Source organism: Pseudomonas sp. TWR1-1-3, from assembly GCF_049896805.1.
GTDB lineage: Bacteria > Pseudomonadota > Gammaproteobacteria > Pseudomonadales > Pseudomonadaceae > Aquipseudomonas > Aquipseudomonas bubulae.
Window position 1 is genome coordinate 1,224,161 of sequence record NZ_JAFCUZ010000001.1, and the last position, 20,362, is coordinate 1,244,522.

A 20,362-nucleotide genomic window follows, 5' to 3' on the forward strand; every position below is an offset into this window, starting at 1 on the left:
GAGGCTGCGACGGGATGAGCAGCAGCCCCGGTGATCTGCAGGGCCTGCGCCCCTTGTCGCAGCCTCGTACCTCGCCAGCGGCTACAGGTTTTCGGCATTGTTTAACGCTGGGTACGCGGCATGCCCAAACCGAACTGGGCGATCAGCTCGCGCTGGATTTCATTGGTGCCACCGCCAAAGGTCAGGGTCACTGAAGCACGCACTTCGTACTCCAGTTCGCCGTGCAGCAGCGCCGCCGGTGAACCGCTGCGTATCAAGCCCGCGGCACCGACCATGTTGCTCAGGACTCGCAATATCTCGATCCCCGACTCCGAGCCGTAGACCTTGGTGGTCGACGCCAGCGCCACGTCCATGCGGTCGCGCTCGAGGTCGGCGGCAATGCGCAGGTTGATCAGGCGCATGGCTTCCAGCCGCGCGTAGCACTGCGCCAGTCCCGCACGCACCCAGGCCTTGTCGGTGGCACGCACGCCACGTTCATCGGCTGCATTGGCCCACTTCAAGACCCGGCCAAACAGCCCCACGACCTTGTCCGACCAGGCGCCCAGGCCCAGACGCTCGTGGTTAAGTTGTGCCGTGATGAGTTTCCAGCCGCCATTCAACTCGCCCACCAGCATGTCGGTGGGCACCCGCACGTTGTCGTAGTAGGTGGCCGCCGTCGGGATGCTGGTGGTCGGGATCACCGTGCTGGCAAAGCCCGGCGCGCGGGTGTCGAGAATCAGGATCGACACGCCTTTGTGCCGCGGCCGCTCGGCATCGGTGCGCGCCGCCAGCCAGATGTAGTCAGCCGACTCAGCACCCGAGGTCCAGAGCTTGTTGCCGTTGACCACGAACGCATCGCCTTCGAGGCGCGCCGTGGTTTTCAGCGCAGCCAGATCGCTGCCTGCATCCGGCTCGGAGTAGCCGATGGCGAAGATGATTTCCCCTGCCGCGATACCCGGCAAAAACCGCGCCTTTTGCTGCTCGGTGCCGTGGGCCATCAACGCCGGCCCCACGGTGCTGATGGTTACGAACGGCAACGGCGCACCGGCGATATTGGCCTCTTCAAAGAAAATAAACTGCTCGGTAGGGCCATAGCCCTGGCCGCCGTGTTCCTTGGGCCAACCCACCGCCAGCCAGCCGTCACGGCCCATCTGGCGGATGGTGTCGCGGTACAGCTGGCCGCCCTCTTTGCCGCGCAATTGCTCACGCAACTGCGGGGTCATCAGGTTCTGGAAGTAGTCCCGCACCTTCAAACGCAGGGCATGTTGTTCTGGCGTCAGGTCGACGAACATTCAGGCTGCTCCCAGAATCAGGCCGCTGGTTGGCACACCGGTGCCGGCCGTCACCAGTACGTTCTCGACATTGTCGACCTGGTTGACCGAGCTGCCGCGCACCTGCCGCACCGCTTCGGCCACGCCGTTCATGCCGTGGATATAAGCCTCGCCCAGTTGCCCGCCATGGGTATTGATCGGGAATTTGCCGCCACGGGCATGGTGCCCGGCGCGAATAAACTCCTTGGCCTCACCGCGTTCGCACAGGCCGAATTCTTCCAGTTGCGGCAGTACAAACGGGGTGAAGTGGTCATAAATGATCGCCGTTTGCAGCGCCTCGGGGCCAAGTCCCGACTGGCGATACAGCTCTTTGGCGACAACGCCCATTTCCGGCAGTCCGGTGATGTCGTCGCGGTAGAACGAGGTCATGATCTGCTGGCCCGAGGTAATGCCCTGGGAACCGGCCTTGATCATCACCGGCTTCTGGCGCAAGTCCCTGGCGCGCTCGGCCGAGGTGATCACCATCGCCACGGCACCGTCGGATTCCTGGCAGCAATCGAGCAGGTGCAGCGGCTCGCAGATCCAGCGCGAAGCCTGGTGTTCTTCCAGGGTGATCGGCTTGCCGTAGAAAAACGCCTGGGGGTTGGTGGCGGCAAAATCCCGTACGGCTACCGCTACGCGGCCAAAGTCTTCGGAGGTGGCCCCGTAGGTATGCATGTAGCGCTGGGCAAACATCCCGACCCAGGATGCCGGCGTGTGCAGACCGTGGGGCATATACCAGCCGTAGTTGACGTTCTCGAACGTCGGGGTCGAGGCAAAGCCGTAGCTGCCGCTGCCGAAGCGATACCACGAGCGCTCGTTCATGGCACGGTACACCACCACCACTTTGGCCACACCGGTGGCCACGGCCATGGCTGCGTGCATGATCGGCCCGCAGGCAGCACCGCCGCCGTGGGGCACCTGGGAGAAGAACTTGACGTCCTTGCACCCCAGCAACCGGGCGATTTCATATTCCGGCACTTTATCCACCGAGTACGAGCTGAAGCCCTCGACCTCGGAAGGGTCAATACCGGCGTCTTTCAACGCAGCCAGAGTGGCCTCCAGCGCCAGACGCAGTTCGGTGCGCCCGGAGTTTTTCGAAAATTCGGTCGCGCCCAGGCCAACAATGGCCGCGCTGCCGGAAAGTGACGATTGCGTCATGAGTACTGTCTCCGCGATCAGGGCAGAACCAGCGCGACCGTACCGGTCACGTGGTTACCCATGGAATTTTTGCCGCTGAGGGTGATTTCCACCGTGCGGGTAGTGGCATCCTGACGGGTGACCGCGCCATTGAAGGTCATGCTGTCGCCGGGATAATTCGGCGCGCCAAGCTTGATCTTCAGCGAGGCAAAACGCGCCTCGGGGCCGGCCCAGTCTTCGATATAGCGTTGCACCAGGCCGTTGGTGGTGAGGATATTCATGAAGATATGTGGCGAGCCCAACTCGCGCGCCGCCTCAACATCATGGTGACCGGGGAAGTAGTCGCGGGTGGCGATGGCACCACCGGCGATCAGGCCCACGGTGATCGGGATCGCCAGTTCCGGCAGGGTTTCGCCGGGGCGCACGTCGTCAAAGCGCTTGGTGTTCTGCAAGGTCATATTTCCATCCCAGCTTGTCGTTATGGCTCAGCCAGTCGCCGAGGCGTTCAAGGCATGCTGCCGATCCACCCAGGGCACAACCCAGGGCGCGGCTCCAGTAGAGGAAGCGGTGTATCGGGTAGGTCAGGTCGACACCTATGCCGCCATGTACGTGCTGGGCGTTGTGCCCAATCAGATGCCCCGCTTCACAGGCCTGCCAGGCTGTGGCCAGTGCTTCGCTGGGCGCCGGCAAACCGGCGTCCAGGCGGTAGCACAACTGCCACAGGGTGCTGCGCAGCGCTTCGAGGGCGATATGGGCGTTGGCCATGCTCATTTGCACCGCCTGAAAACTGCCAATGCTACGTTCGAACTGGCGCCGCTCGGTGACGTATTCCACGGTGCGGCGGATCTGCTCGGCACTGACGCCCAGCTGCAGTGCCGCCAGTGCGGCGATGCTGCGCGGCTCCAGCCAGTCCAGCGCGGCTGGCGGGAGCAGGCACTCGGCGCGGATCAGCAGCCCGTCGATATGTACATCGGCAATGGCCTCACCATGGGTCATGCGCCCGGGCACGTGAGTGATCGCCTTGTCGCCCAGCTCGACCAGCGCCAACCGCGGCTGCCCGTCAACACTGACCAGCAGCAACGCCGCCTGCGATTGCTCGGCCAGCGCCAGAGCGCCCACCCGGCCTTTGACACGCCAGCCACCGTCAGTCTCTACCCCGTGCAATTGAATGCCATGGGCGTTGAACAGGCCGCTCAAATCCAGGGTCAGCAACGCCCTGCCCGCGGCGGCCTCCTCAGCCCACGCCTGCAATGACGGATCGGCAAACTGCGCGACAGTGGCAGCCGCCAGTTGATGGCGCCACAGCGGCACCTGCCCCAACGCACGGCCCTGAGCCTGTAACACCAGCATCAATTCGGTCATGCCCAGGCCGCTGCCACCCTGTGCTTCAGGGATGGCCAGGGCTTGCAGGCCGGTTTCCACGCACAGTTCCCACAGCGGCTGCATATAGGCCTGCTCACTGGTATCGAACTGGCGCAGGCGGTCATCGGTGCAATAGTCGGCAAACACGCTGCCGGCCATTTCGGCGATGGCGCCCTGGTCTTCGCTAATGTCGAAATCCATGCTGGCTCCCTTACTCGACCACAGGTCGGAATAGCGGCAAGGTCAACTCGCCATCGAAGGTCTGGAACTCAAGCTGCAAGGGCTGGCCAATACGCAGATCCTCGCGCTTGGCGCCTGCAAGCCCCGCCACCAGACGCACGCCCTCCTCCAGCTCGATCAGGCCGATCGGGTTGGGATGGTCGAACGGGGCAACTTCGGGGTAATGCATGATCACAAACGAATACAGGCTGGCGCGGCCGCTGGCCTGCACACTGTCCCAATCAAACGAGTGGCATTCGATGCACACCGGCGCCGGCGGATGACGCAAGGTCTGGCACTGGGTGCAGCGCTGGATCAGCAGCTTGCCGGCGTCACAGCCTTCCCAGAAAAACCGCGTGTCATCGCTCATGCCCGGCTTCGGCCGTTTGACCACCGCAGCCGCTTCGGCCTTGGCCGGAGCGGCCTCGATCGCATGGTTGTTGGCCGGGCGAAACTTGAATACGCGAAACAGCAACTGGCCAACGGCCTCGTCGCCACTTTTGTGTTCAACGAAGTAGTCCATCACCAGGGTGACAAAGAAGCCGGTGCCCAGACCGGTGGTTTTTTCGTCGCCCACCGAGTCAAGCCGCGTGGTGTAGTAGAGCTTTTCACCCGGACGCAGGTTGCGCTCGAAGGTCAGTTCGGAGTTGACCGCGACCACCGACGGATAACCGTAGGACTCAATCAGCTTGAGCACTTCATAGGGGTTTTCGGTGGTCGAGCCGGGCGCATAGTTGTTTATGTGAAAACCTTCCATGCACCACACCTGCAACATCGCAGGCGGCGCCACCAGCCCATCCTGGGCGCTGTTGGCGGCAAAGGCCGGGTCGGTGTAAAGCGGGTTGTCGACGCCCATGATCTCGCACCACTGGCGGATCATCGGGGCGTTGACTTCGTCCCAGGCGTAGACGCGACCATATTCACGCCCCACCAGGGCGCGCACGTCGGTTAGCAATTGAGAATCAGCCAAGTTCGTCTCCTGCGTGTCAAGTGCAGCAACCGGGTGGTCGCCGCTGAAGGTCGTCAGTGCGCAGCGCTCAAAAAAGCCGGGCGTTCGCCGCCGCCGTGCAACAACAGGTTGCAGCCGCTGGCATAGCCGGCCAGGGGTGATGCGATAAACAGGCAGGCGTTGCCGATGTCTTCGGGCAGCGCCATGCGCCCGGCCGGGATCCCGGCGCTGACCGCCGCGATGCCTTGTTCGTCGCCAAAATGCAGGTGAGCCTGCTCGGTGCGTACCAGCCCCGGACTGACCGCCACTACCCGCACCTTGGGAGCCCACTCCACGGCCAACGACTGCACCAGGGCCAGCACCCCGGCCTTCGCCGCGCCATACGCGGCGGTGCCCGGCGATGCGCGCAAGGCACTGATACTGCCGATAAACACGATGCAACCACCCTCGTCCTGTTGCTGCATCAGGGCATTGGCCTGCTGGGCAACGTTCAGCGGGGCGATCAGGTTGAGACGGATAATGCTTTCGTGAAAACGCGGCGAGACGCTGGCCGCATCGGCCGGCGGGCTGCCGCCGGCATTGTTGATGAGCACATCGAGGCGGCCGAAATCGGCGCGAATGCCTTCGAACAGTGCCTGGAGCGAGTCCGGGTCGCGCACATCGCAGGCCATGAACACCGCCTGTGCCGACCCCGCCCGCGGCAACACCTCGGGGGTTGTCCTGCCACATACGATCACCCGTGCCCCGGCTTGCAGAAAGCTGCGGGCGATTCCGGCGCCGATGCCTTTGGTGCCGCCGGTGACCAGCACCACCTTGGCGCTGTAATCCAGCCCTGAGAGTTGACCCATGACATGCTCCTTTTCTACTGATGGAGCCACTCTAGGGGCAATCCGGGGGCTGCTCGTCGTCTGAACGGACGATGAATCACGACCGGGTGAACGCAACAATCCAGCGCATGCTGTGGTGACAGCCCCCGTCAATGAGGAACCCCATGACAGATCCATCTGCCGCGCCGGTACTACTTGAATTCCCGAGCCCGGGCGTGGCCCTGCTGCGTCTGAACCGCCCCCAGGCCACCAACGCCCTGAGCCTTGAGCTGCAAGCGCTGCTGTCGCGTCACTTCACCGAGCTGGCCGAGAACCCGAACGTGCGCTGCATCCTGTTGACCGGTGGCGACAAAGTGTTTGCCGCCGGTGGCGATATCAACAGCATGGCCGGGGTCGGCCCGATCGATATTTACCAGCGTCATACCGAACGGCTGTGGGCACCCATCCAGCATTGCCCCAAGCCGGTGATTGCGGCGGTGTGCGGCTATGCCTATGGCGGTGGCTGCGAACTGGCGATGCTGGCGGACATCATTGTGGCGGGGCGCAGCGCCAAATTTTGCCAGCCGGAAATTCGCATCGGCATCATGCCGGGTATCGGCGGCACTCAACGGCTGGTGCGGGCGGTCGGCAAGGCCAAGGCGATGCGCATGGCCCTCACCGGGCAGCCGATTACCGCTGAAGAGGCCTGGATTTCGGGACTGGTGAGCAACGTTGTGGACGATGCCGAGGTCCAGGCCTATGCCCTGGAGATGGCGCAACTGATCGCCGCCATGCCGCCGCTGGCAGCAGAACAGATCAAAGAAGTGATTTTGGCCGGGGTTGACGGGCCACTGGAAACGGGCCTGGCGCTGGAGCGCAAAGCCAATGCACTGCTGTTTGCCTCCAGGGATCAAAAAGAAGGCATGCAGGCGTTTATTGAAAAACGGGCGGCTCGCTTTGAGGGCAATTAATTCATTTCAAACAAAAGCCCCCCCAACCCCCTGACTGCGGCAGAGGGTCGGGGGGGTATTACAGCGACGCCAATCGCTCAGCCAATGCCTTGGCCTGCAAGGCAACATCGGTTACCGCGGTACTTTCCCACCACATGCCGCGCAATGGCGGGCCCATCGCAAACAACCGCTGTGCGGGCTCGGCCTGCGCATTCAAAACCGCCCCGCCCGCATCGGCGGCAATGCCCAGCCCCAGATTGCCGGGCCGTATCAACCCGCGCTGCAACAGCTGGCGTGGCAAGGGTTTATCCACCCGGCGCCAGTCGTACTCGATGCCGGTGGAGTTGATCAGGCCATCACCTTCAATCCATACCGCTTCGGATTGCCCGCGATAACGCAGCCGGATCCGTGGCCCTGAGCTATCAACCCCTTGCAGCGACGCCGCATGGATGGTCAGCCGCCCTTCCTCGAGCAGACGCTGCAACAAGGCATCACCCTGAGGCGGCGAACGGTGATGATGGCTCTCCCACCAGGGCCGCACATGGCGTACAAACTGACGGCGCTGGGTATCATCGGCCTGACTCCAGAGCCTGGCGATATGCACGCGCACGGTGTCCAGCGGTGCCTGCCAGTCGATCCCGAGGGACTGGGCCAGGGCACATTGGCGGCGCAGTTCACGCAGCAGCTGCAAAGGACTGCGAAGGTCCGGGGCCAGGCTGAGAAAATCTTCCCATACCGGCGGCTGGCGTCGCACATGGGGCAACAGGCCATGCCGGGAAAAAACCTCGATCGGCCCTCGGTGTCCCGCCTGGTTCAGGGACTCAAGGGCATCCACCATGGTCAGCCCCGAGCCGATAATCAGTACCCGGGCATCCACCGGCAGCGCACGCAAAGCCTGGACATCCCAAGGGTCCAGCGCTGCCGCGTTGAGGCCACTGGACTGGCGCTGCGCCGTGCGGGCCGCCGGGAACATGCCGGTGGCCAGGACCGCAACACCGGCCTGCCACTGGCTACCGTCCTTGAGTGTGGCGATAACACCCTGCTCCGGGGTTTGCAGATCGATCACTTCATCACGCACATGGCTCAGGCTTGAGCCCTGCGCTGCGCCGATGGCCTGTGCTTCGGCCAGACGCTGGCGGGCATACACACCAAACAGCCCTCGCGGCGGGAACAGCTCGGCAACCGGCACCTGCTGCACCCCGGACTCGGGCCAGCCACCCCCGGCGATATGAGCCTGCAGCCAGCGGGTCAGGTCGTCGGCATCATCCGGTTCGACGCTCATGCGCGCGGCATTGCCGTTAAGGGTATGGCCCAGCTCGGTGGCGCTGTAGGCCTCGCCCCGGCCCAGTTCGGCCCGGGGTTCCAGCACCACGATATGCCGGGCACCCGGCAAGCGCAGCAGTTGCATGGCCAGCAAGGTACCGCTCAGGCCACCGCCAACAATCAGAATATCGGCCGTGCGGATGGCAGGGGTTGCCTGTCCGCTTGGCACATCACTTGAGGTCATTCACTCGTTCCTGGATTTATTGAGCGCTGAACGCAGAGTCAGTCACTGACCCTGCCTGTGTCCAGCCCCTGGTTTCAAGCAGGCTCTGTTGCGCGGCTGCGGTTGAGTTCGCCCAGGTTGCGGTAGCCCGCCCCCGGATGCCCGTGTGCCAGACGCGGACCTTCGCCAAACAGCTTCTCGCGCAGAGTCCCCGGCGCGTAGTCCTTCTTGTACACGCCGCGCTTTTGCAGTTCCGGCACCAACAGCTCGACGGCGTCGATAAAGGTCTCGTGGGTGATGGCGTAAGCCAGGTTGAAACCGTCCACATCGGTCTCGGCCACCCATTCTTCGAGCAGGTCAGCCACGGTTTCCGGGCTGCCGACAAACAGCGGGCCAAAGCCGCCGATGCCCACCCAGTCGGCCAGGGCATTGGGGGTCCAGACAGTGTTGGGATCCGCTGTGGAAAAGGTCTCGACCGCCGACTGAATGGCATTGGTGTGCACATGTTTGAGCGGCTCGTCAGACTTGAACTGACTGAAATCAATGCCGGTCCAGCCGCTGATCAGGGCCATTGCGCCTTCGTAGCTGACGTAGCTTTTGTATTCTTCGAACTTGGCCTTGGCCAGGGCATCGGTCTCGCCGAGGATCACTGTCTGCAGATTGAAAATCAGGATTTTGGCAGGGTCTCGCCCGGCTTCGGCCGCACGGCGGCGGATATCGGCGACGGTTTTTTTCAACAGCACCTTGGACGGCGCCGCGACAAACACGCACTCGGCCTGTTCAGCGGCAAACTGCTTGCCCCGGCCGGACGCCCCTGCCTGATAGAGCACCGGAGTGCGCTGCGGCGAGGGTTCACAGAGGTGAATGCCCGGCACCTGGAAATGTTTGCCGTAGTGGTGGATTTCATGAATTTTGCCCGGGTCGCTGAACACCCGTCGCTCGCGGTCGCGCAGGATGGCGCCCTCTTCCCAGCTGCCTTCCCAGAGTTTGTAGCAAACTTCCAGATATTCCTGGGCATAGTCATAGCGCGCATCGTGCTCGGTCAGCGCTTGCTGCCCGATGTTCCTGGCGCCGCTTTCCAGATACGAAGTGACAATATTCCACCCTGCACGGCCTTTGGTCAGATGGTCAAGGGTCGACAGCCGACGAGCGAACGGATACGGATGCTCAAACGACAATGAGGCGGTCAGGCCAAACCCCAGGTGCTCGGTCACCAGCGCCATCGGCGGGATCAGTTGCAGCGGGTCATTGACCGGCACCTGCACGCCCTGGCGGATCGCCGCATCGCCATTGCCGCGATACACGTCATAGATTCCCAGCACATCGGCGATAAACAGTCCGTCGAACTTGCCACGCTCAAGGATCCTGGCCAGGTCTGTCCAGTATTCAAGGTCCTTGTACTGCCACGAGCGATCACGGGGGTGGGCCCACAAGCCCGGGGATTGATGACCGACACAGTTCATATCGAAGGCATTGAGACGGATTTCACGGGACATCCAATTACTCCACGGCAAGGCTTTTGAAAGCGCTATTGCACAGGCCGTGCCGGACATGCCCCTGCCTTGCGAGTACGAGCCTGCTTGCCCGCGCAAGGATTCTTGGTGCTCATTGCTGTGCGATTTGCGTACAACCTGATTGTTAACTGTTGCTCAGCAGTCAGTTGCCAAGGCCTGACTCCCGGTTTTGCGGGCTCGTCGCCTGCGGCACAAACCCTGCAACCCCCCACGACAGGAACCTTCCATTTCAGGAGAACTGCCATGACCGCATCACCTCTGTCCGTGGGCACCGACTACGAGACCCTGGCCAATCGTTTTCGCCCGCTGTTTCGCAAAATCGCCGCCGGCACGCTTGAACGCGAACAGGCCCGCGAGTTGCCCCATGAACCTATCCGCTGGCTCAAGCAGGCAGGTTTTGGCGCAGTGCGGGTGCCGGTTGAATACGGCGGCTCCGGAGCGTCCATCGGCCAATTGTTCCAGTTACTGATCGAGCTGGCCGAGGCCGACTCCAATATCCCGCAAGCCCTGCGCGGCCATTTTGCCTTTGTCGAAGACCGTCTCAACGCTTCGCCAAGCCCGGAACGCGGGGCATGGTTCGCACGTTTTGTGGCGGGCGAGCTGGTGGGCAATGGCTGGACTGAAGTGGGCGCGGTAAAACTGGGGGAAATCCTCACCAGGATCACCCCCCACGGCGACAAGTACCTCCTCAACGGCGCCAAGTACTACAGTACCGGCAGCCTCTTTGCCGACTGGATAGATGTCTATGCCCAGCGTTCGGACAACGGCGCCGATGTGATTGCCCTGGTGCATGCCCATCACCCCGGCGTCACCCAGAGCGATGACTGGGACGGCTTTGGCCAGCGCACCACGGGCAGCGGCACCTCGGTGTATGTCGACGTGCCGCTGAGCGCCGAACACGTAATCCCCTTCGAAACACGTTTCAAATACCAGACCGCTTTTTACCAACTGGTGCTGCTGGCCGTACTCGCGGGTATTGGTCGTGCGGTGGAGCGCGATATTGCGCAAGAAGTGCGTGAACGCAAGCGGGTGTTCAGCCACGGCAATGCCGAGACCGCCAGTGGCGATGCGCAAATCCTGCAAGTGGTCGGGCAGATATCGGCTCAGGTCTACGCAGCCGAGGCGCTGACCCTACGCTCGGCCGAACCGCTGCAGAGGGCCTATGTCGCACGCCTGGCCGAGGATATTGAGGCCGAGCGCCTGGCCAATATCGACGCCGAAATCGAGACTTCCAAAGCCCAGGTAGTGGTGTCGGAATTGATTCTGCGGGCCACCAGCGATCTGTTCAATGCGCTGGGAGCCTCCGGGGTCAGCGTCAGCAAGGCGCTGGATCGCCACTGGCGCAATGCTCGCACTGCGGCCTCCCACAACCCGTGGATCTACAAGGCGCGGATTGTCGGGGACTGGGCGGTTAACGGTACTGCGCCGCTGTATGTTTGGCAGATCGGCAATAGCCTCAAAGCAGGCTAGACAGCGGTGTGGCCGCGGGCCTCGCGATGCAGACAGCGCGGGGCATTCGCACCAGCACAGGGCTGCCACCGCAGGCAAACCAGCCCCTTCAGGCTTACTGCTGCGCCTGCAATCGCCGACTGCCAAAACTGAACGCCAGCACCAGCAAAATCAGCGCCCCGGTCGCCACCTGCTGCCAATAGAAATTCCAGCCGATCAACAGCAACCCATTGGCAATCACATTGATAAACAACACCCCCAGCAACGTGCCGGGGATGTTGGCGCGTCCGTTGCGACTCAAGGTAGTGCCCATAAACACTGCACCGATGGCATTGATCAAAAACGCATTGCCCGACATCGGTACATAAGCATTGACCGTGGAACTGAGCACAACCCCGGCCACGGCACAGGCCAGCGCGCTGGCAATAAACACCTTGAGGCTGATCTGGCGGATCGACAGGCCCGAATATCGCGCCAGTTGCACCTGAGTGCCAACCGCGAGAATTTCTCGCCCCAACCGCCCTCGGGCCAGAATCACCCCGTATACCGTCGCCACACCCAGCACCAGCCACAAAGGCAAGGGCACACCCAACCATGACATCGCGCTAATCCCCGGCAACAGGTTCTGCGCGATATAGATCGGCTGCCCACCCTCGGACAGCAACTGCTGAACACTGGTGCCGATAAACAAGGTGCCCAGTGTCGCCAGAAATGGCGTGATGCCAAGACCCGCGATCAGCCCCGCATTAAAACCACCCACCAGCGCCCCGGCCAGCAGGGCGCCGGGGATGGCAACGGGCAGGCCATGACCGCCATTTAACAGCACGACAAAGGCCAGGCTGGCGAAATCCACCGCGGTGCCCACCGACAGGTCGATCCCCCCTGCCGCCACAGCCCAGGTCATGCCAATGGCGACAATCGCCAACAGCACGAAGTTGTTCAGCAGCAGGCTGCTCAAATTGCCCAGGGTCAAAAATCCCGGCGCAGCCACAGCGAAAAACACCACGATCACAACGATCAAGAGCGGCAGAATACCGCGCAGCAGGCGGGATATAAGCACCGCGGATACCGGCGTTGCAGCGAGCGTAGTCATTGTCCACCCTCCTCTTTGCGCAAGGCACTGGACATGGCCACCACCAATAGAATCAGCACCCCCTGCACACCGTTGACCCAGAAGCTGGCGATGTTCAGCAGTTGGAAACCGTTAATCAAGAAACCCAGCAGCAACGTTGCCAACAAGGTGCCGGGGATATTCGCCACCAGCCGCCGGGAGAACACCACACCGAGAAAAGCAATGGCCACTACCGACAGCAGCATGTCCCCGGAACCGGTGGTGCTGCCGCTGAAAAATGCCGCCGAACAAAATGCTGCAACCGCTGCACACAGCCCGGCAATCAGGTAGCTGGAAAACACATAGCGGCCTACGCCCAGCCCGGCCGCCCGCGCCGCCTGGGGGTATTCGCCCACCGCATACAGGCGCAAGCCATAAGGGCTGTGCTGAATCAACAAGCCCAGCAGCAAGGCAACCCCCAGCAACACCCAGGCCAGTACGGGTACCCGCAGCCATTCACCAGTGGCCAGGATGTCGAGCAAGGCCGAGTCGGTGGGCAGCACGCTGTTTTGGGTCAGCACCAGCTCCAGCCCGGCAATCAGGTTCATGCTCGCCAATGTTGCGAGCAACGGCGGCAGACGCAGCACCACTACGGTAAAACCGTTCAGGGCACCCACCGCCAGCCCGCAGAGCAAGGTCAGGCCAATCGCTTGCGCGGGGTTCAGCCCCGCATTGTTCAGGCTGCTGTAGACCGCTGCACAGAGGCCCAGATTGGCCGCCAGCGACAGGTCAAGGCCACCCGAAACCACATTGGAACCACCACCAATCACTACACAGGTAAGGCCGAAGGCGAGAATGCCGAGGATCGCCGACTGGGCAAACACGTTGGCGATATTGCCCGGGCTGAGGAAGTTTGGCGCACTCACGGCGAACACCGCCAGGATCAGCAAAAGCGCCAGCAGTGAGCCGCGCCGCAGTAGCAGCAAGCCAAGCCGTCGGGCCAGCGGTTGGACGAGGATTTCAGACGAAGGCATGTGCAGGCTCCCGCTCGCATTCAAGGGCCACAGTGGCTAATTCCCGCGCCCCCGTGGCACAGGCCAGCAAACGATCGCTGTCGACCTCGCGGGCATCGAATTCACCGGCCAGCGCACCACGGTGCATCACCAGAATCCGGTCACTAATGCCAATCAGCTCCGGTAAATCAGAAGACAGCACCAGCACCGCCGCACCTTGCTTGGCCAAGCGGCCGATCAGGCGATAGATCTCGACCTTGGCGCCGATATCGATACCGACACTGGGTTCGTCGAGCAGATACACCGCACAGCCCTTCCCTAGCCATTTACCCAGCGCGACTTTTTGCTGATTGCCGCCACTCAACTGCGAGACCCTGGCGTCATGTCCGGCGGTCTTGATCCCCAGCTCGGCAATCAGCCGATCGCTCTCCCGAACCTGTGCCGCAGAACTCAACAGCCCCCAGCGACTAAAGCGCGACAAGCCGGCCAGGGTCAGGTTTTCCATGACCGAAAGCAGTGGTGCAACCCCGTGGCTGCGGCGTTCTTCGGGCACCAGCGCGATACCTTTGCGCACCGCATCGCGGGGCGACTTGAGGCGCGTAAGGCGTCCCTGCAAATGCACGCTGCCCTGCTCGGGCTGCACCAGACCAAACAAAGTCTTGAGCAGTTCCTTGGCACCAGAACCCACCAGCCCGGTCAGCCCCAACACTTCACCTTTGCGCAGGCTCAAGTGAATATCGCGATACGCCAGACCAGCACTGAGCCCCTTCAGTTCGAGCACCACCTCACCCGGCGTTACCACGGCCTTGGGGTACATCTCGCCGACCTCGCGATTGACCATCAACCGGGCAATCTGTGCCGTCGAAGTACTGCGCGGATCCACCACGGCCACGGCACGACCATTGCGCAACACGGTGACCCGGTCGCACAGGCTTTGGATTTCTTGCAGATAATGGGAGATGTACACAATCGTCAGACCCTGATCGCGCAGACGGCGGATAATGGCCAGCAACTGGTCAACCTCGCGCTTGACCAGTGACACGCTGGGCTCGTCGAACACCAGGACTTTCGGCTTGGCCAGCAAGGCCCGGGTAATTTGCAGAATCTGTCGCCGGGCGCTGTCCAGCTCGCTGACCAGCGCCCCGGCGGGGAACTCCAGGTCGAAATACTCACGCAACAACCGTGCGGCCTCGCGGTCCTGGGCACGCCGGCGGATAAAAGGCCCGCACCTGAGTTCGCGGCCGAAGAACAGCGCTTCACCTACGGTAAAACTGGCGGGCAACAAGCGCTCCTGGTGAATGAAATGCACGCCCAGCGCCTCAATCTGCCGCGGGCTCAACGCCGCAAAAGACTGCCCGTCCACTGCCAGGGTGCCACTGTCGGCCCGATGGATACCTGCCAGCACTTTGATCAGGGTTGATTTACCGGCACCGTTTTCACCGACCAGCCCGTGAATGGAGCCTTGCTCGACGCGCAGATCAACGCCATCCAGCGCCCGGGTGGCCCCGAAAGACTTGGTGATGCCCTGCAAATGCAGGGCGGGAGACGTCACTGATCGCCTCGCAGCTTTTGCACCTGCTCAAGGTTCGCAGCAGTGGTCAGCAGGGTCGGCACCTGGGTTTCCCTGGGCAGGTCATGTTGCCCGGCCAGATAGCGCGCCACGTTTTGCACAGCGGTTTTGCCGATCAAAGCCGGTTGCTGGGCTATCACCGCACCGACCGGCGAGTCGCTGCGTTTGAGCAACTCCAGCACTTCGGGCGTGCCATCGACGCCATAGGTCTTGATCTCCGTACGCCCGGCATCCACCAACGCCTTGCTCGCGCCCAATTGCGGAATATCCCAGGCAGACCAGATCGCGGTCACGCTGCCTTTGGGGTATTTGTTGAGCAGTGCACTGACCTGACTGTAGGCGTCCTGCACGGTATTGGGGATCACATCACGCAGTTCGGGATCAATGATTTTCAGCTCGGGATGATCCTTGAGCGCCAGTTTGAGCTGGTCATAGCGGATCGCACACACCGGCACCCCGTAAAAGCCGTTGAACACCAGAATATTGCCCTTGCCGTCGCTGTCGGCCACCAACTGGTCGGCCAGATGCTTGCCGGTGGCGACGTTGTCCGATGTGGTGTTATTGAGGCTGTATTGCGACGGCGCATCAATCGTAAACAGAGGAATGCCGGCCTTGCTGATACGCTTGAGCCAGGGATCGATTACGCTCAGAGTACCCAGGGTCTGGATCACCGCATCGGGTTTCTGGGTGACCACGGTTTGCAGTTGGGTCACCAGGTTTTTATCGTTGCGCCCGGCATCCAGGGTGATCGGTGTGCCGCCCAGGCGCCTGACTTCGGCAACCTGGGCGTCGAAGGCTTTGACATCAAAGTAGTGACTGGTGCCGGTCATGCTGATGGCAATGCGTTTGCCGGCCAGGGAAGGCACATCGTTGTCGTCGGCATGGGCCAGTGTGCCCAGCCCGACGCTGACCACCGCCAGCGCCATGGCCTGCCAGAAGCGTGTAGGGAAAAAGTGCGGTTTGCGCGAGGTGGCTGCAGGCATGACAGTGTTCCTGAAGGGTATTTCCAGGAGCTTTGCACAGACCATGCCGCAGCCCTTTGAGCCTGTGGCGCCGGCGGGCAGCGCTGTGGCACGGTTCCCAGAGCTGCCTGTTTGCCAACAGTCTGTCGGACCACTGTTGCCGGGCAAACACTTGCAGACCGGCACGGGTTCTCAGGCCGCGCTGCAGCCTGCTGTCAAACCTGCTGCAAGGCCCGCGGACGATGGCTGCGCTGTTCGGCAGCAGGCGCGACGGCCTGTTGCAACTGGAAGTCAAACCTCAACTCGGCATATCGCCCGGCAACACCACGGGCACCGTCGTCGCGAAACTGCACTTCACCCACCAGGCCGTCGCGGGTGGCATAGGCAAAGTCGTCCCACAGGTACTTGTCCCCGGACAGGTTGATCTGGGTGGTCAGGTGACGGTGACCGGGAGCCGAGATAAAGAAGTGCACGTGGGCCGGACGCTGGCCGTGACGGCCCAGTTGGTCAAGGCATTCCTGGGTCGGTCCCTGCGGGTCGCAGCCATAGCCCGAGGGCACGATGCTGCGGGCACGGTAGCGGCCCTGGGCATCGGTGATGATACGTCGGCGCAGATTGTACTCGGACTGGCCCTGGTCAAAGAACGAGTAGGTACCCTTGGTGTTGGCGTGCCACAGATCAACCGTGGCACCGGCCAGCGGTTGGCCCGAAAGATCGAACACCTGCCCTTCGAGGAACATCACGGTGGCAACACCCTCCTCGCTGCCGTCGTCCATCCGTGCCAACCCTTCGTACACCGGGGCACCGGCCACATACAGCGGGCCTTCGATGGTACGCGGGGTGCCGCCGGTCTGACCGGCCTGCTCGTCCTTGGCGTCCTGCAACAGGTCGATAAAATGCTCGATGCCCAGCCCGGCCACCAGCAGCCCGGCTTCCGAGCGGCCGCCCAGGCGGTTGAGATAGTCCACGGACTTCCAGAATTCATCTTCAGTGATGTCCAGGTCTTCGATGATTCTGGCGCTGTCCTGCAAGATGCGCAGGATGATGCTTTTCAGGCGCGGGCTGCCGTTATCGCTGGAAAAACCTGCGGCTTCCTTGAAGAAGCGCTGGATGACTTCGGTGTGGGAAATTTTCACGGTCATGGGGCTCACCTCATCTTGTTCTTGTGCAAGGGATAGAAAGCGTTAGCGGTCGTCGCTGTGGATCGAGGACGGGTGGCGGCACAGCCCTTCAATCTCGATATCCATGTAGGGAAAGAGCGGCAATTGCAGCAGGGTGTCGTGCAAGGCCTCGACACTGGCCACGTCGAACACGCTGTAGTTGGCGTAGTGCCCGGCGATGCGCCACAGATGGCGCCAGGTGCCTTCCTGCTGCAGCCGTTGAGCCAGTTGCTTTTCGTCGGCTTTGAGTTTTGCGGCCTTGGTCGGGTCCATGTCCAAGGGCAGATTTACGGTCATTTTTACGTGGAAAAGCATGGGGCTCTCCTTGAAGAAATAGGGGAAGTGGCTGTGGGAGCGGGCTTGCTCGCGATAGCATCAGCGCGGATGCACCGAGTCGTCTGCATCGCGAGCAAGCCCGCTGCCACAGGGGTTTTTCAGAGTGTCAGCGGCTAAAACGGGCCAGGCGCTCTTCGTCCAGCGTCAGGCCCAGGCCTGGAGTGCGCGGGATATGCAGCTCAAAATCACGGTACTGCGGCGCCTCGGTGACGATGTCTTCGGTCAGCAGCAGTGGCCCGAACAGCTCGGTGCCCCAGGTCAGTTGCTTGAGGGTGAGGAAAACATGGGCCGAGGCCAGGGTGCCCACCGAGCCTTCAAGCATGGTGCCGCCATACAGGGCGATACCGGCGGCCTCGGCGATATGAGCAGTGCGCAGCACTGCACGGGGCCCGCCGTTTTTCGCGATCTTGAGGGCAAAGACACTGGCCGCACCGTCCGCCGCCAGACTGAAGGCGTCCTCGACACTTTCGATGGATTCGTCGGCCATGATCGGCGCCGGGCTGCGCAGATTCAGACGCACCTGCCCTGAACGATTAGCCCGGGAAATCGGCTGTTCGATCAGGTCGATACCGTGGTCACCGAGCACCTGGCAACCACGAATGGCCTGGGACTCGTCCCAATACTGGTTGACGTCAACCCGCACACTGGCGCGCTCACCCAGGGCCTTTTTGATCGCCAGCACATGTTTGAGGTCCTGCTCCAGCGGGTTGGCACCGATCTTCAATTTGAAGATGCGGTGGCGTCGCAGGTCGAGCATCTGCTCGGCTTCGGCAATGTCACGGGCAGTGTCACCGCTGGCCAGGGTCCAGGCCACTTCCAGACTGTCGCGCACGCGCCCGCCCAGCAACTCGCTGACCGCCAGCCCCAGGCGCTTGCCCTGGGCGTCGAGCAACGCGCTTTCGATACCCGATTTGGCAAAGGTATTGCCCTTGGCAATCTTGTCCAGGCTGTGCATGGCGGCGTTGATATTGGCCGCGGGCTTGCCCACCAGCATCGGTGCCAGATGCGCATCGATATTGGCCTTGATGCTTTCCGGGCTTTCGTAACCGTAGGCCAGGCCGCCGATGGTAGTGGCTTCACCGACACCTTCGATACCGTCGCTGCAACGCAGTCGCACAATCACCAGGGTCTGTTTGCGCATGGTGTGCATGGCCAGCGTATGCGGGCGGATGGTGGGCAGGTCGACGATCAGGGTCGTCAGGCTTTCAATCAGAATTTGGCTCATGGCAGTTGTCCTTTTTTATCAGAGAAGTCAGCCGAGGTCGCCGCCACCCACCGGCAGGGTTACGCCGGTGATATAGGAGGCTTCGTCGCTGGCCAGAAACAGGATCGCGCCGACCTGCTCATCGAGGCTGGCGTAACGTTTCATCAGGCTGCTGTCGAGGGTCTGGTCAACGATTTGCCGGTACCAGACCTGCTCCTCGGGGCTTTGCTCGTTCTCATTGCGCGCAATCCGCCGCGGTGGTGCCTCAGTGCCCCCGGGGGCAGTGGCGTTGACGCGAATCCCGCGCTGGGCATTCTCGAACGCCAGGCAGGCAGTCAATGCATTCACGCCGCCCTTGGCCGCGCCGTAAGGAACGCGGTTGACGCTGCGGGTGGCGATTGAAGAAACATTCACAATCGCCCCGCTGCCCTGTTCGAGCATGTAGGGCAGCGCCGCATGGCAGCACCACAGAGTGGGGAACAGCGAGCGACGAACTTCGGCCTCGATTTCCTCGGCCCGGTAATGCTCGAACGGTTTGGCCCAGATGGTGCCGCCCACGTTGTTGACCAGCACATCGAGGCGGCCAAAGGTATTCACCGCTGCAGCCATCACCCGCACACAATCGGTGTATTGCTCCAGATCGGCAGTCAGGGCCAGCACGCCTTCGCCCTGCAACTCAAAGACCAGCTCGGAACGGTCCACCGCAATCACTTGCGCGCCCTCGCCCAGCAGACGCTCGCACACGCGACGGCCAATGCCCTGGGCGGCGCCGGTAACCAGCGCGACCTTGTTGTGGAATCGGTTGTTCATGGCTAGCTCCAATCAAAGTGTCAGGCCGCAGCGGCAAACTTCTCGTAGTAGAAATTGGCCGGGGTAATGCCCTGCTCGCGGATATACAGGTTGACCGCTTCCACCATCGGCGGCGGGCCGCACAGGTACACATCGACGTCGCCCTGGTTGAGGTGGCCCGGCTCGATATGCTGGGTCACATAGCCCTTGAGCGGGTGCTGGCTCTGCGGGTTGGCCACGCAGGCGCTGAAGCTGAAATTGGCGATGCGCTCGCTCAGGGCATGCAGGCGATCCAGCTCCACCAGATCGAAGTCGTTGCTCACGCCGTAGATCAGATGAACCGGGTAGGCACTGCCCTGCTCGGCGATTTTTTCCAGCATGGCGGTGAACGGCGCCAGCCCGGTACCACCTGCCAGCAACAACAAGGGCCGCTGGATCTGACGCAGGTAAAAGCTGCCCAAAGGGCCCGCCAGGGTCATGCTGTCGCCAGCCTTGGCGATGCCTGTCAAAAAGCTGCTCATCAGCCCGCCCGGGACATTGCGGATCAGGAAGCTGACCTCGCCATCCTTTTGCAGGGTGCTGAAGGAATAGGCCCGGCTCTGCCCGCTGCCGGGTACCTGCAGGTTGACATACTGGCCCGGCAAAAACGCCAGGCTGCCCAGGGACTCGCCCTTTATCGACAGAGCGATGGTGCTCTCGGACAACTGCTGCACATTGCTGATAACGGCATCAAAACTGGCCTGTTGGGTCTTGCACAAGGTCGAAGAAGCAGGCACCCGCAATACGCAGTCGCTGGCGGCGCGCATCTGGCAGGTCAGCACATAGCCCTGACCGGCCTCCTCTGCGCTGAGGGCGTCTTCGATATAGTCCTCGCCCAGCTCGTAGCGGCCAGCTTCGGCAAAGCACTTGCAGGTACCGCAGGCACCGTCGCGGCAGTCCAGCGGGATATTGATGCCCTGGCGGTAAGCGGCGTCAGCGACGGTTTCCTGGCCATTGGTCTCGATAAAACGGGTAACTCCGTCTTCGAAGTTGAGGGCAATTTGAAAACTCATAATGTACCTCGCAGGCAATGCCCGGCCCGGGCACCCACAGGCACTCTCAGGCACGCATCAC

The 20,362-nt window shown here is 62.2% G+C and carries 19 protein-coding genes; 2 read left to right on the top strand and 17 right to left on the bottom strand.

The window, feature by feature from the left end; translation table 11 throughout:
• Positions 1–101: 101 nt before the first annotated feature.
• From ACP7BE_RS05415 to ACP7BE_RS05440, 6 genes are read right to left on the bottom strand one after another with little or no spacing between them, the layout of a single operon-like run.
• Positions 102–1,271, bottom strand: coding sequence for an acyl-CoA dehydrogenase family protein (locus tag ACP7BE_RS05415; RefSeq protein WP_095018445.1), 1,170 nt, complete (start codon positions 1,269–1,271; stop codon positions 102–104).
• Positions 1,272–2,450, bottom strand: coding sequence for a lipid-transfer protein (locus ACP7BE_RS05420; RefSeq protein ID WP_095000008.1), 1,179 nt, complete (start codon positions 2,448–2,450; stop codon positions 1,272–1,274).
• A 17-nt stretch (positions 2,451–2,467) separates the two neighbouring features.
• Positions 2,468–2,887 carry a MaoC family dehydratase gene (locus ACP7BE_RS05425; protein WP_095018444.1) on the bottom strand — a complete coding sequence of 140 codons (420 nt, stop codon included), beginning with the start codon at positions 2,885–2,887 and terminating at the stop codon, positions 2,468–2,470.
• Complete coding sequence (locus ACP7BE_RS05430; protein WP_095018443.1) at positions 2,859–3,992, bottom strand: acyl-CoA dehydrogenase family protein; 1,134 nt, start codon at positions 3,990–3,992, stop codon at positions 2,859–2,861. Before ACP7BE_RS05430 ends, ACP7BE_RS05425 begins: the two co-directional genes overlap by 29 nt.
• Before the next feature lie 10 nt (positions 3,993–4,002).
• The gene (locus ACP7BE_RS05435; protein WP_150629020.1) at positions 4,003–4,980 is read right to left on the bottom strand and encodes a bifunctional MaoC family dehydratase N-terminal/OB-fold nucleic acid binding domain-containing protein; all 978 of its coding nucleotides are present in this window, start codon (positions 4,978–4,980) and stop codon (positions 4,003–4,005) included.
• Between the two features lie 53 nt (positions 4,981–5,033).
• Complete coding sequence (locus tag ACP7BE_RS05440) at positions 5,034–5,807, bottom strand: SDR family oxidoreductase (protein WP_095000004.1); 774 nt, start codon at positions 5,805–5,807, stop codon at positions 5,034–5,036.
• A 143-nt stretch (positions 5,808–5,950) separates the two neighbouring features.
• Between ACP7BE_RS05440 and ACP7BE_RS05445 the strand changes: the two genes are divergently transcribed.
• Positions 5,951–6,736, top strand: a complete 786-nt coding sequence (locus ACP7BE_RS05445) for an enoyl-CoA hydratase (RefSeq protein WP_169917220.1) — start codon at positions 5,951–5,953, stop codon at positions 6,734–6,736.
• A 58-nt stretch (positions 6,737–6,794) separates the two neighbouring features.
• On the opposite strand, the gene ACP7BE_RS05450 is transcribed toward ACP7BE_RS05445, so the two are convergent.
• Both ACP7BE_RS05450 and ACP7BE_RS05455 read right to left on the bottom strand, forming a co-directional pair.
• On the bottom strand, positions 6,795–8,222 hold the full coding sequence (locus ACP7BE_RS05450; protein WP_150629019.1) for an FAD/NAD(P)-binding protein: 1,428 nt from the start codon (positions 8,220–8,222) through the stop codon (positions 6,795–6,797).
• Between the two features lie 74 nt (positions 8,223–8,296).
• The gene (locus ACP7BE_RS05455; RefSeq protein ID WP_150629018.1) at positions 8,297–9,697 is read right to left on the bottom strand and encodes an LLM class flavin-dependent oxidoreductase; all 1,401 of its coding nucleotides are present in this window, start codon (positions 9,695–9,697) and stop codon (positions 8,297–8,299) included.
• Between the two features lie 261 nt (positions 9,698–9,958).
• On the opposite strand from ACP7BE_RS05455, the gene ACP7BE_RS05460 reads away from it, so the two are divergent.
• Positions 9,959–11,185: an acyl-CoA dehydrogenase family protein gene (locus tag ACP7BE_RS05460; RefSeq protein ID WP_095000000.1), complete on the top strand. Its 1,227-nt coding sequence runs from the start codon at positions 9,959–9,961 to the stop codon at positions 11,183–11,185.
• Between the two features lie 94 nt (positions 11,186–11,279).
• On the opposite strand, the gene ACP7BE_RS05465 is transcribed toward ACP7BE_RS05460, so the two are convergent.
• From ACP7BE_RS05465 to benC, 9 genes are all read right to left on the bottom strand, one after another.
• On the bottom strand, positions 11,280–12,257 hold the full coding sequence (locus ACP7BE_RS05465; protein WP_426105048.1) for an ABC transporter permease: 978 nt from the start codon (positions 12,255–12,257) through the stop codon (positions 11,280–11,282).
• A complete protein-coding gene (locus ACP7BE_RS05470) occupies positions 12,254–13,249 on the bottom strand; it encodes an ABC transporter permease (RefSeq protein ID WP_413052089.1) in 996 nt (331 codons plus the stop codon). Before ACP7BE_RS05470 ends, ACP7BE_RS05465 begins: the two co-directional genes overlap by 4 nt.
• On the bottom strand, positions 13,236–14,780 hold the full coding sequence (locus ACP7BE_RS05475; RefSeq protein ID WP_095026156.1) for a sugar ABC transporter ATP-binding protein: 1,545 nt from the start codon (positions 14,778–14,780) through the stop codon (positions 13,236–13,238). The genes ACP7BE_RS05470 and ACP7BE_RS05475 overlap by 14 nt, the downstream gene beginning before the upstream one ends.
• Positions 14,777–15,724: a sugar ABC transporter substrate-binding protein gene (locus ACP7BE_RS05480; protein WP_426105362.1), complete on the bottom strand. Its 948-nt coding sequence runs from the start codon at positions 15,722–15,724 to the stop codon at positions 14,777–14,779. Before ACP7BE_RS05480 ends, ACP7BE_RS05475 begins: the two co-directional genes overlap by 4 nt.
• A gap of 251 nt (positions 15,725–15,975) precedes the next feature.
• The gene (gene catA / locus ACP7BE_RS05485; protein WP_426105050.1) at positions 15,976–16,902 is read right to left on the bottom strand and encodes a catechol 1,2-dioxygenase; all 927 of its coding nucleotides are present in this window, start codon (positions 16,900–16,902) and stop codon (positions 15,976–15,978) included.
• Positions 16,903–16,944: 42 nt separating this feature from the next.
• The gene (catC, locus tag ACP7BE_RS05490; RefSeq protein ID WP_095021161.1) at positions 16,945–17,235 is read right to left on the bottom strand and encodes a muconolactone Delta-isomerase; all 291 of its coding nucleotides are present in this window, start codon (positions 17,233–17,235) and stop codon (positions 16,945–16,947) included.
• Between the two features lie 127 nt (positions 17,236–17,362).
• Positions 17,363–18,481 carry a muconate cycloisomerase family protein gene (locus ACP7BE_RS05495; RefSeq protein ID WP_095018431.1) on the bottom strand — a complete coding sequence of 373 codons (1,119 nt, stop codon included), beginning with the start codon at positions 18,479–18,481 and terminating at the stop codon, positions 17,363–17,365.
• A 27-nt stretch (positions 18,482–18,508) separates the two neighbouring features.
• Positions 18,509–19,270, bottom strand: a complete 762-nt coding sequence (locus ACP7BE_RS05500) for a 1,6-dihydroxycyclohexa-2,4-diene-1-carboxylate dehydrogenase (RefSeq protein ID WP_095018430.1) — start codon at positions 19,268–19,270, stop codon at positions 18,509–18,511.
• 20 nt (positions 19,271–19,290) lie between these two features.
• Positions 19,291–20,301 (bottom strand): benzoate 1,2-dioxygenase electron transfer component BenC, encoded by a 1,011-nt coding sequence (gene benC / locus ACP7BE_RS05505; protein ID WP_094999991.1) that lies wholly within the window; start codon positions 20,299–20,301, stop codon positions 19,291–19,293.
• Between the last annotated feature and the right edge of the window lie 61 nt (positions 20,302–20,362).

Excerpts from the sequence above, each read along its gene's own strand:
- ACP7BE_RS05415 (WP_095018445.1), bottom strand. The coding sequence starts at position 1,271 with ATGTTCGTCGACCTGACGCCAGAACAACATGCCCTGCGTTTGAAGGTG.
- ACP7BE_RS05420 (WP_095000008.1), bottom strand. The coding sequence starts at position 2,450 with ATGACGCAATCGTCACTTTCCGGCAGCGCGGCCATTGTTGGCCTGGGC.
- ACP7BE_RS05425 (WP_095018444.1), bottom strand. The coding sequence starts at position 2,887 with ATGACCTTGCAGAACACCAAGCGCTTTGACGACGTGCGCCCCGGCGAA.
- ACP7BE_RS05430 (WP_095018443.1), bottom strand. The coding sequence starts at position 3,992 with ATGGATTTCGACATTAGCGAAGACCAGGGCGCCATCGCCGAAATGGCC.
- ACP7BE_RS05440 (WP_095000004.1), bottom strand. The coding sequence starts at position 5,807 with ATGGGTCAACTCTCAGGGCTGGATTACAGCGCCAAGGTGGTGCTGGTC.
- ACP7BE_RS05445 (WP_169917220.1), top strand. The coding sequence starts at position 5,951 with ATGACAGATCCATCTGCCGCGCCGGTACTACTTGAATTCCCGAGCCCG.
- ACP7BE_RS05450 (WP_150629019.1), bottom strand. The coding sequence starts at position 8,222 with ATGACCTCAAGTGATGTGCCAAGCGGACAGGCAACCCCTGCCATCCGC.
- ACP7BE_RS05455 (WP_150629018.1), bottom strand. The coding sequence starts at position 9,697 with ATGTCCCGTGAAATCCGTCTCAATGCCTTCGATATGAACTGTGTCGGT.
- ACP7BE_RS05460 (WP_095000000.1), top strand. The coding sequence starts at position 9,959 with ATGACCGCATCACCTCTGTCCGTGGGCACCGACTACGAGACCCTGGCC.
- ACP7BE_RS05465 (WP_426105048.1), bottom strand. The coding sequence starts at position 12,257 with ATGACTACGCTCGCTGCAACGCCGGTATCCGCGGTGCTTATATCCCGC.
- ACP7BE_RS05470 (WP_413052089.1), bottom strand. The coding sequence starts at position 13,249 with ATGCCTTCGTCTGAAATCCTCGTCCAACCGCTGGCCCGACGGCTTGGC.
- ACP7BE_RS05480 (WP_426105362.1), bottom strand. The coding sequence starts at position 15,724 with ATGGCGCTGGCGGTGGTCAGCGTCGGGCTGGGCACACTGGCCCATGCC.
- catA (WP_426105050.1), bottom strand. The coding sequence starts at position 16,902 with ATGACCGTGAAAATTTCCCACACCGAAGTCATCCAGCGCTTCTTCAAG.
- catC (WP_095021161.1), bottom strand. The coding sequence starts at position 17,235 with ATGCTTTTCCACGTAAAAATGACCGTAAATCTGCCCTTGGACATGGAC.
- ACP7BE_RS05495 (WP_095018431.1), bottom strand. The coding sequence starts at position 18,481 with ATGAGCCAAATTCTGATTGAAAGCCTGACGACCCTGATCGTCGACCTG.
- ACP7BE_RS05500 (WP_095018430.1), bottom strand. The coding sequence starts at position 19,270 with ATGAACAACCGATTCCACAACAAGGTCGCGCTGGTTACCGGCGCCGCC.
- benC (WP_094999991.1), bottom strand. The coding sequence starts at position 20,301 with ATGAGTTTTCAAATTGCCCTCAACTTCGAAGACGGAGTTACCCGTTTT.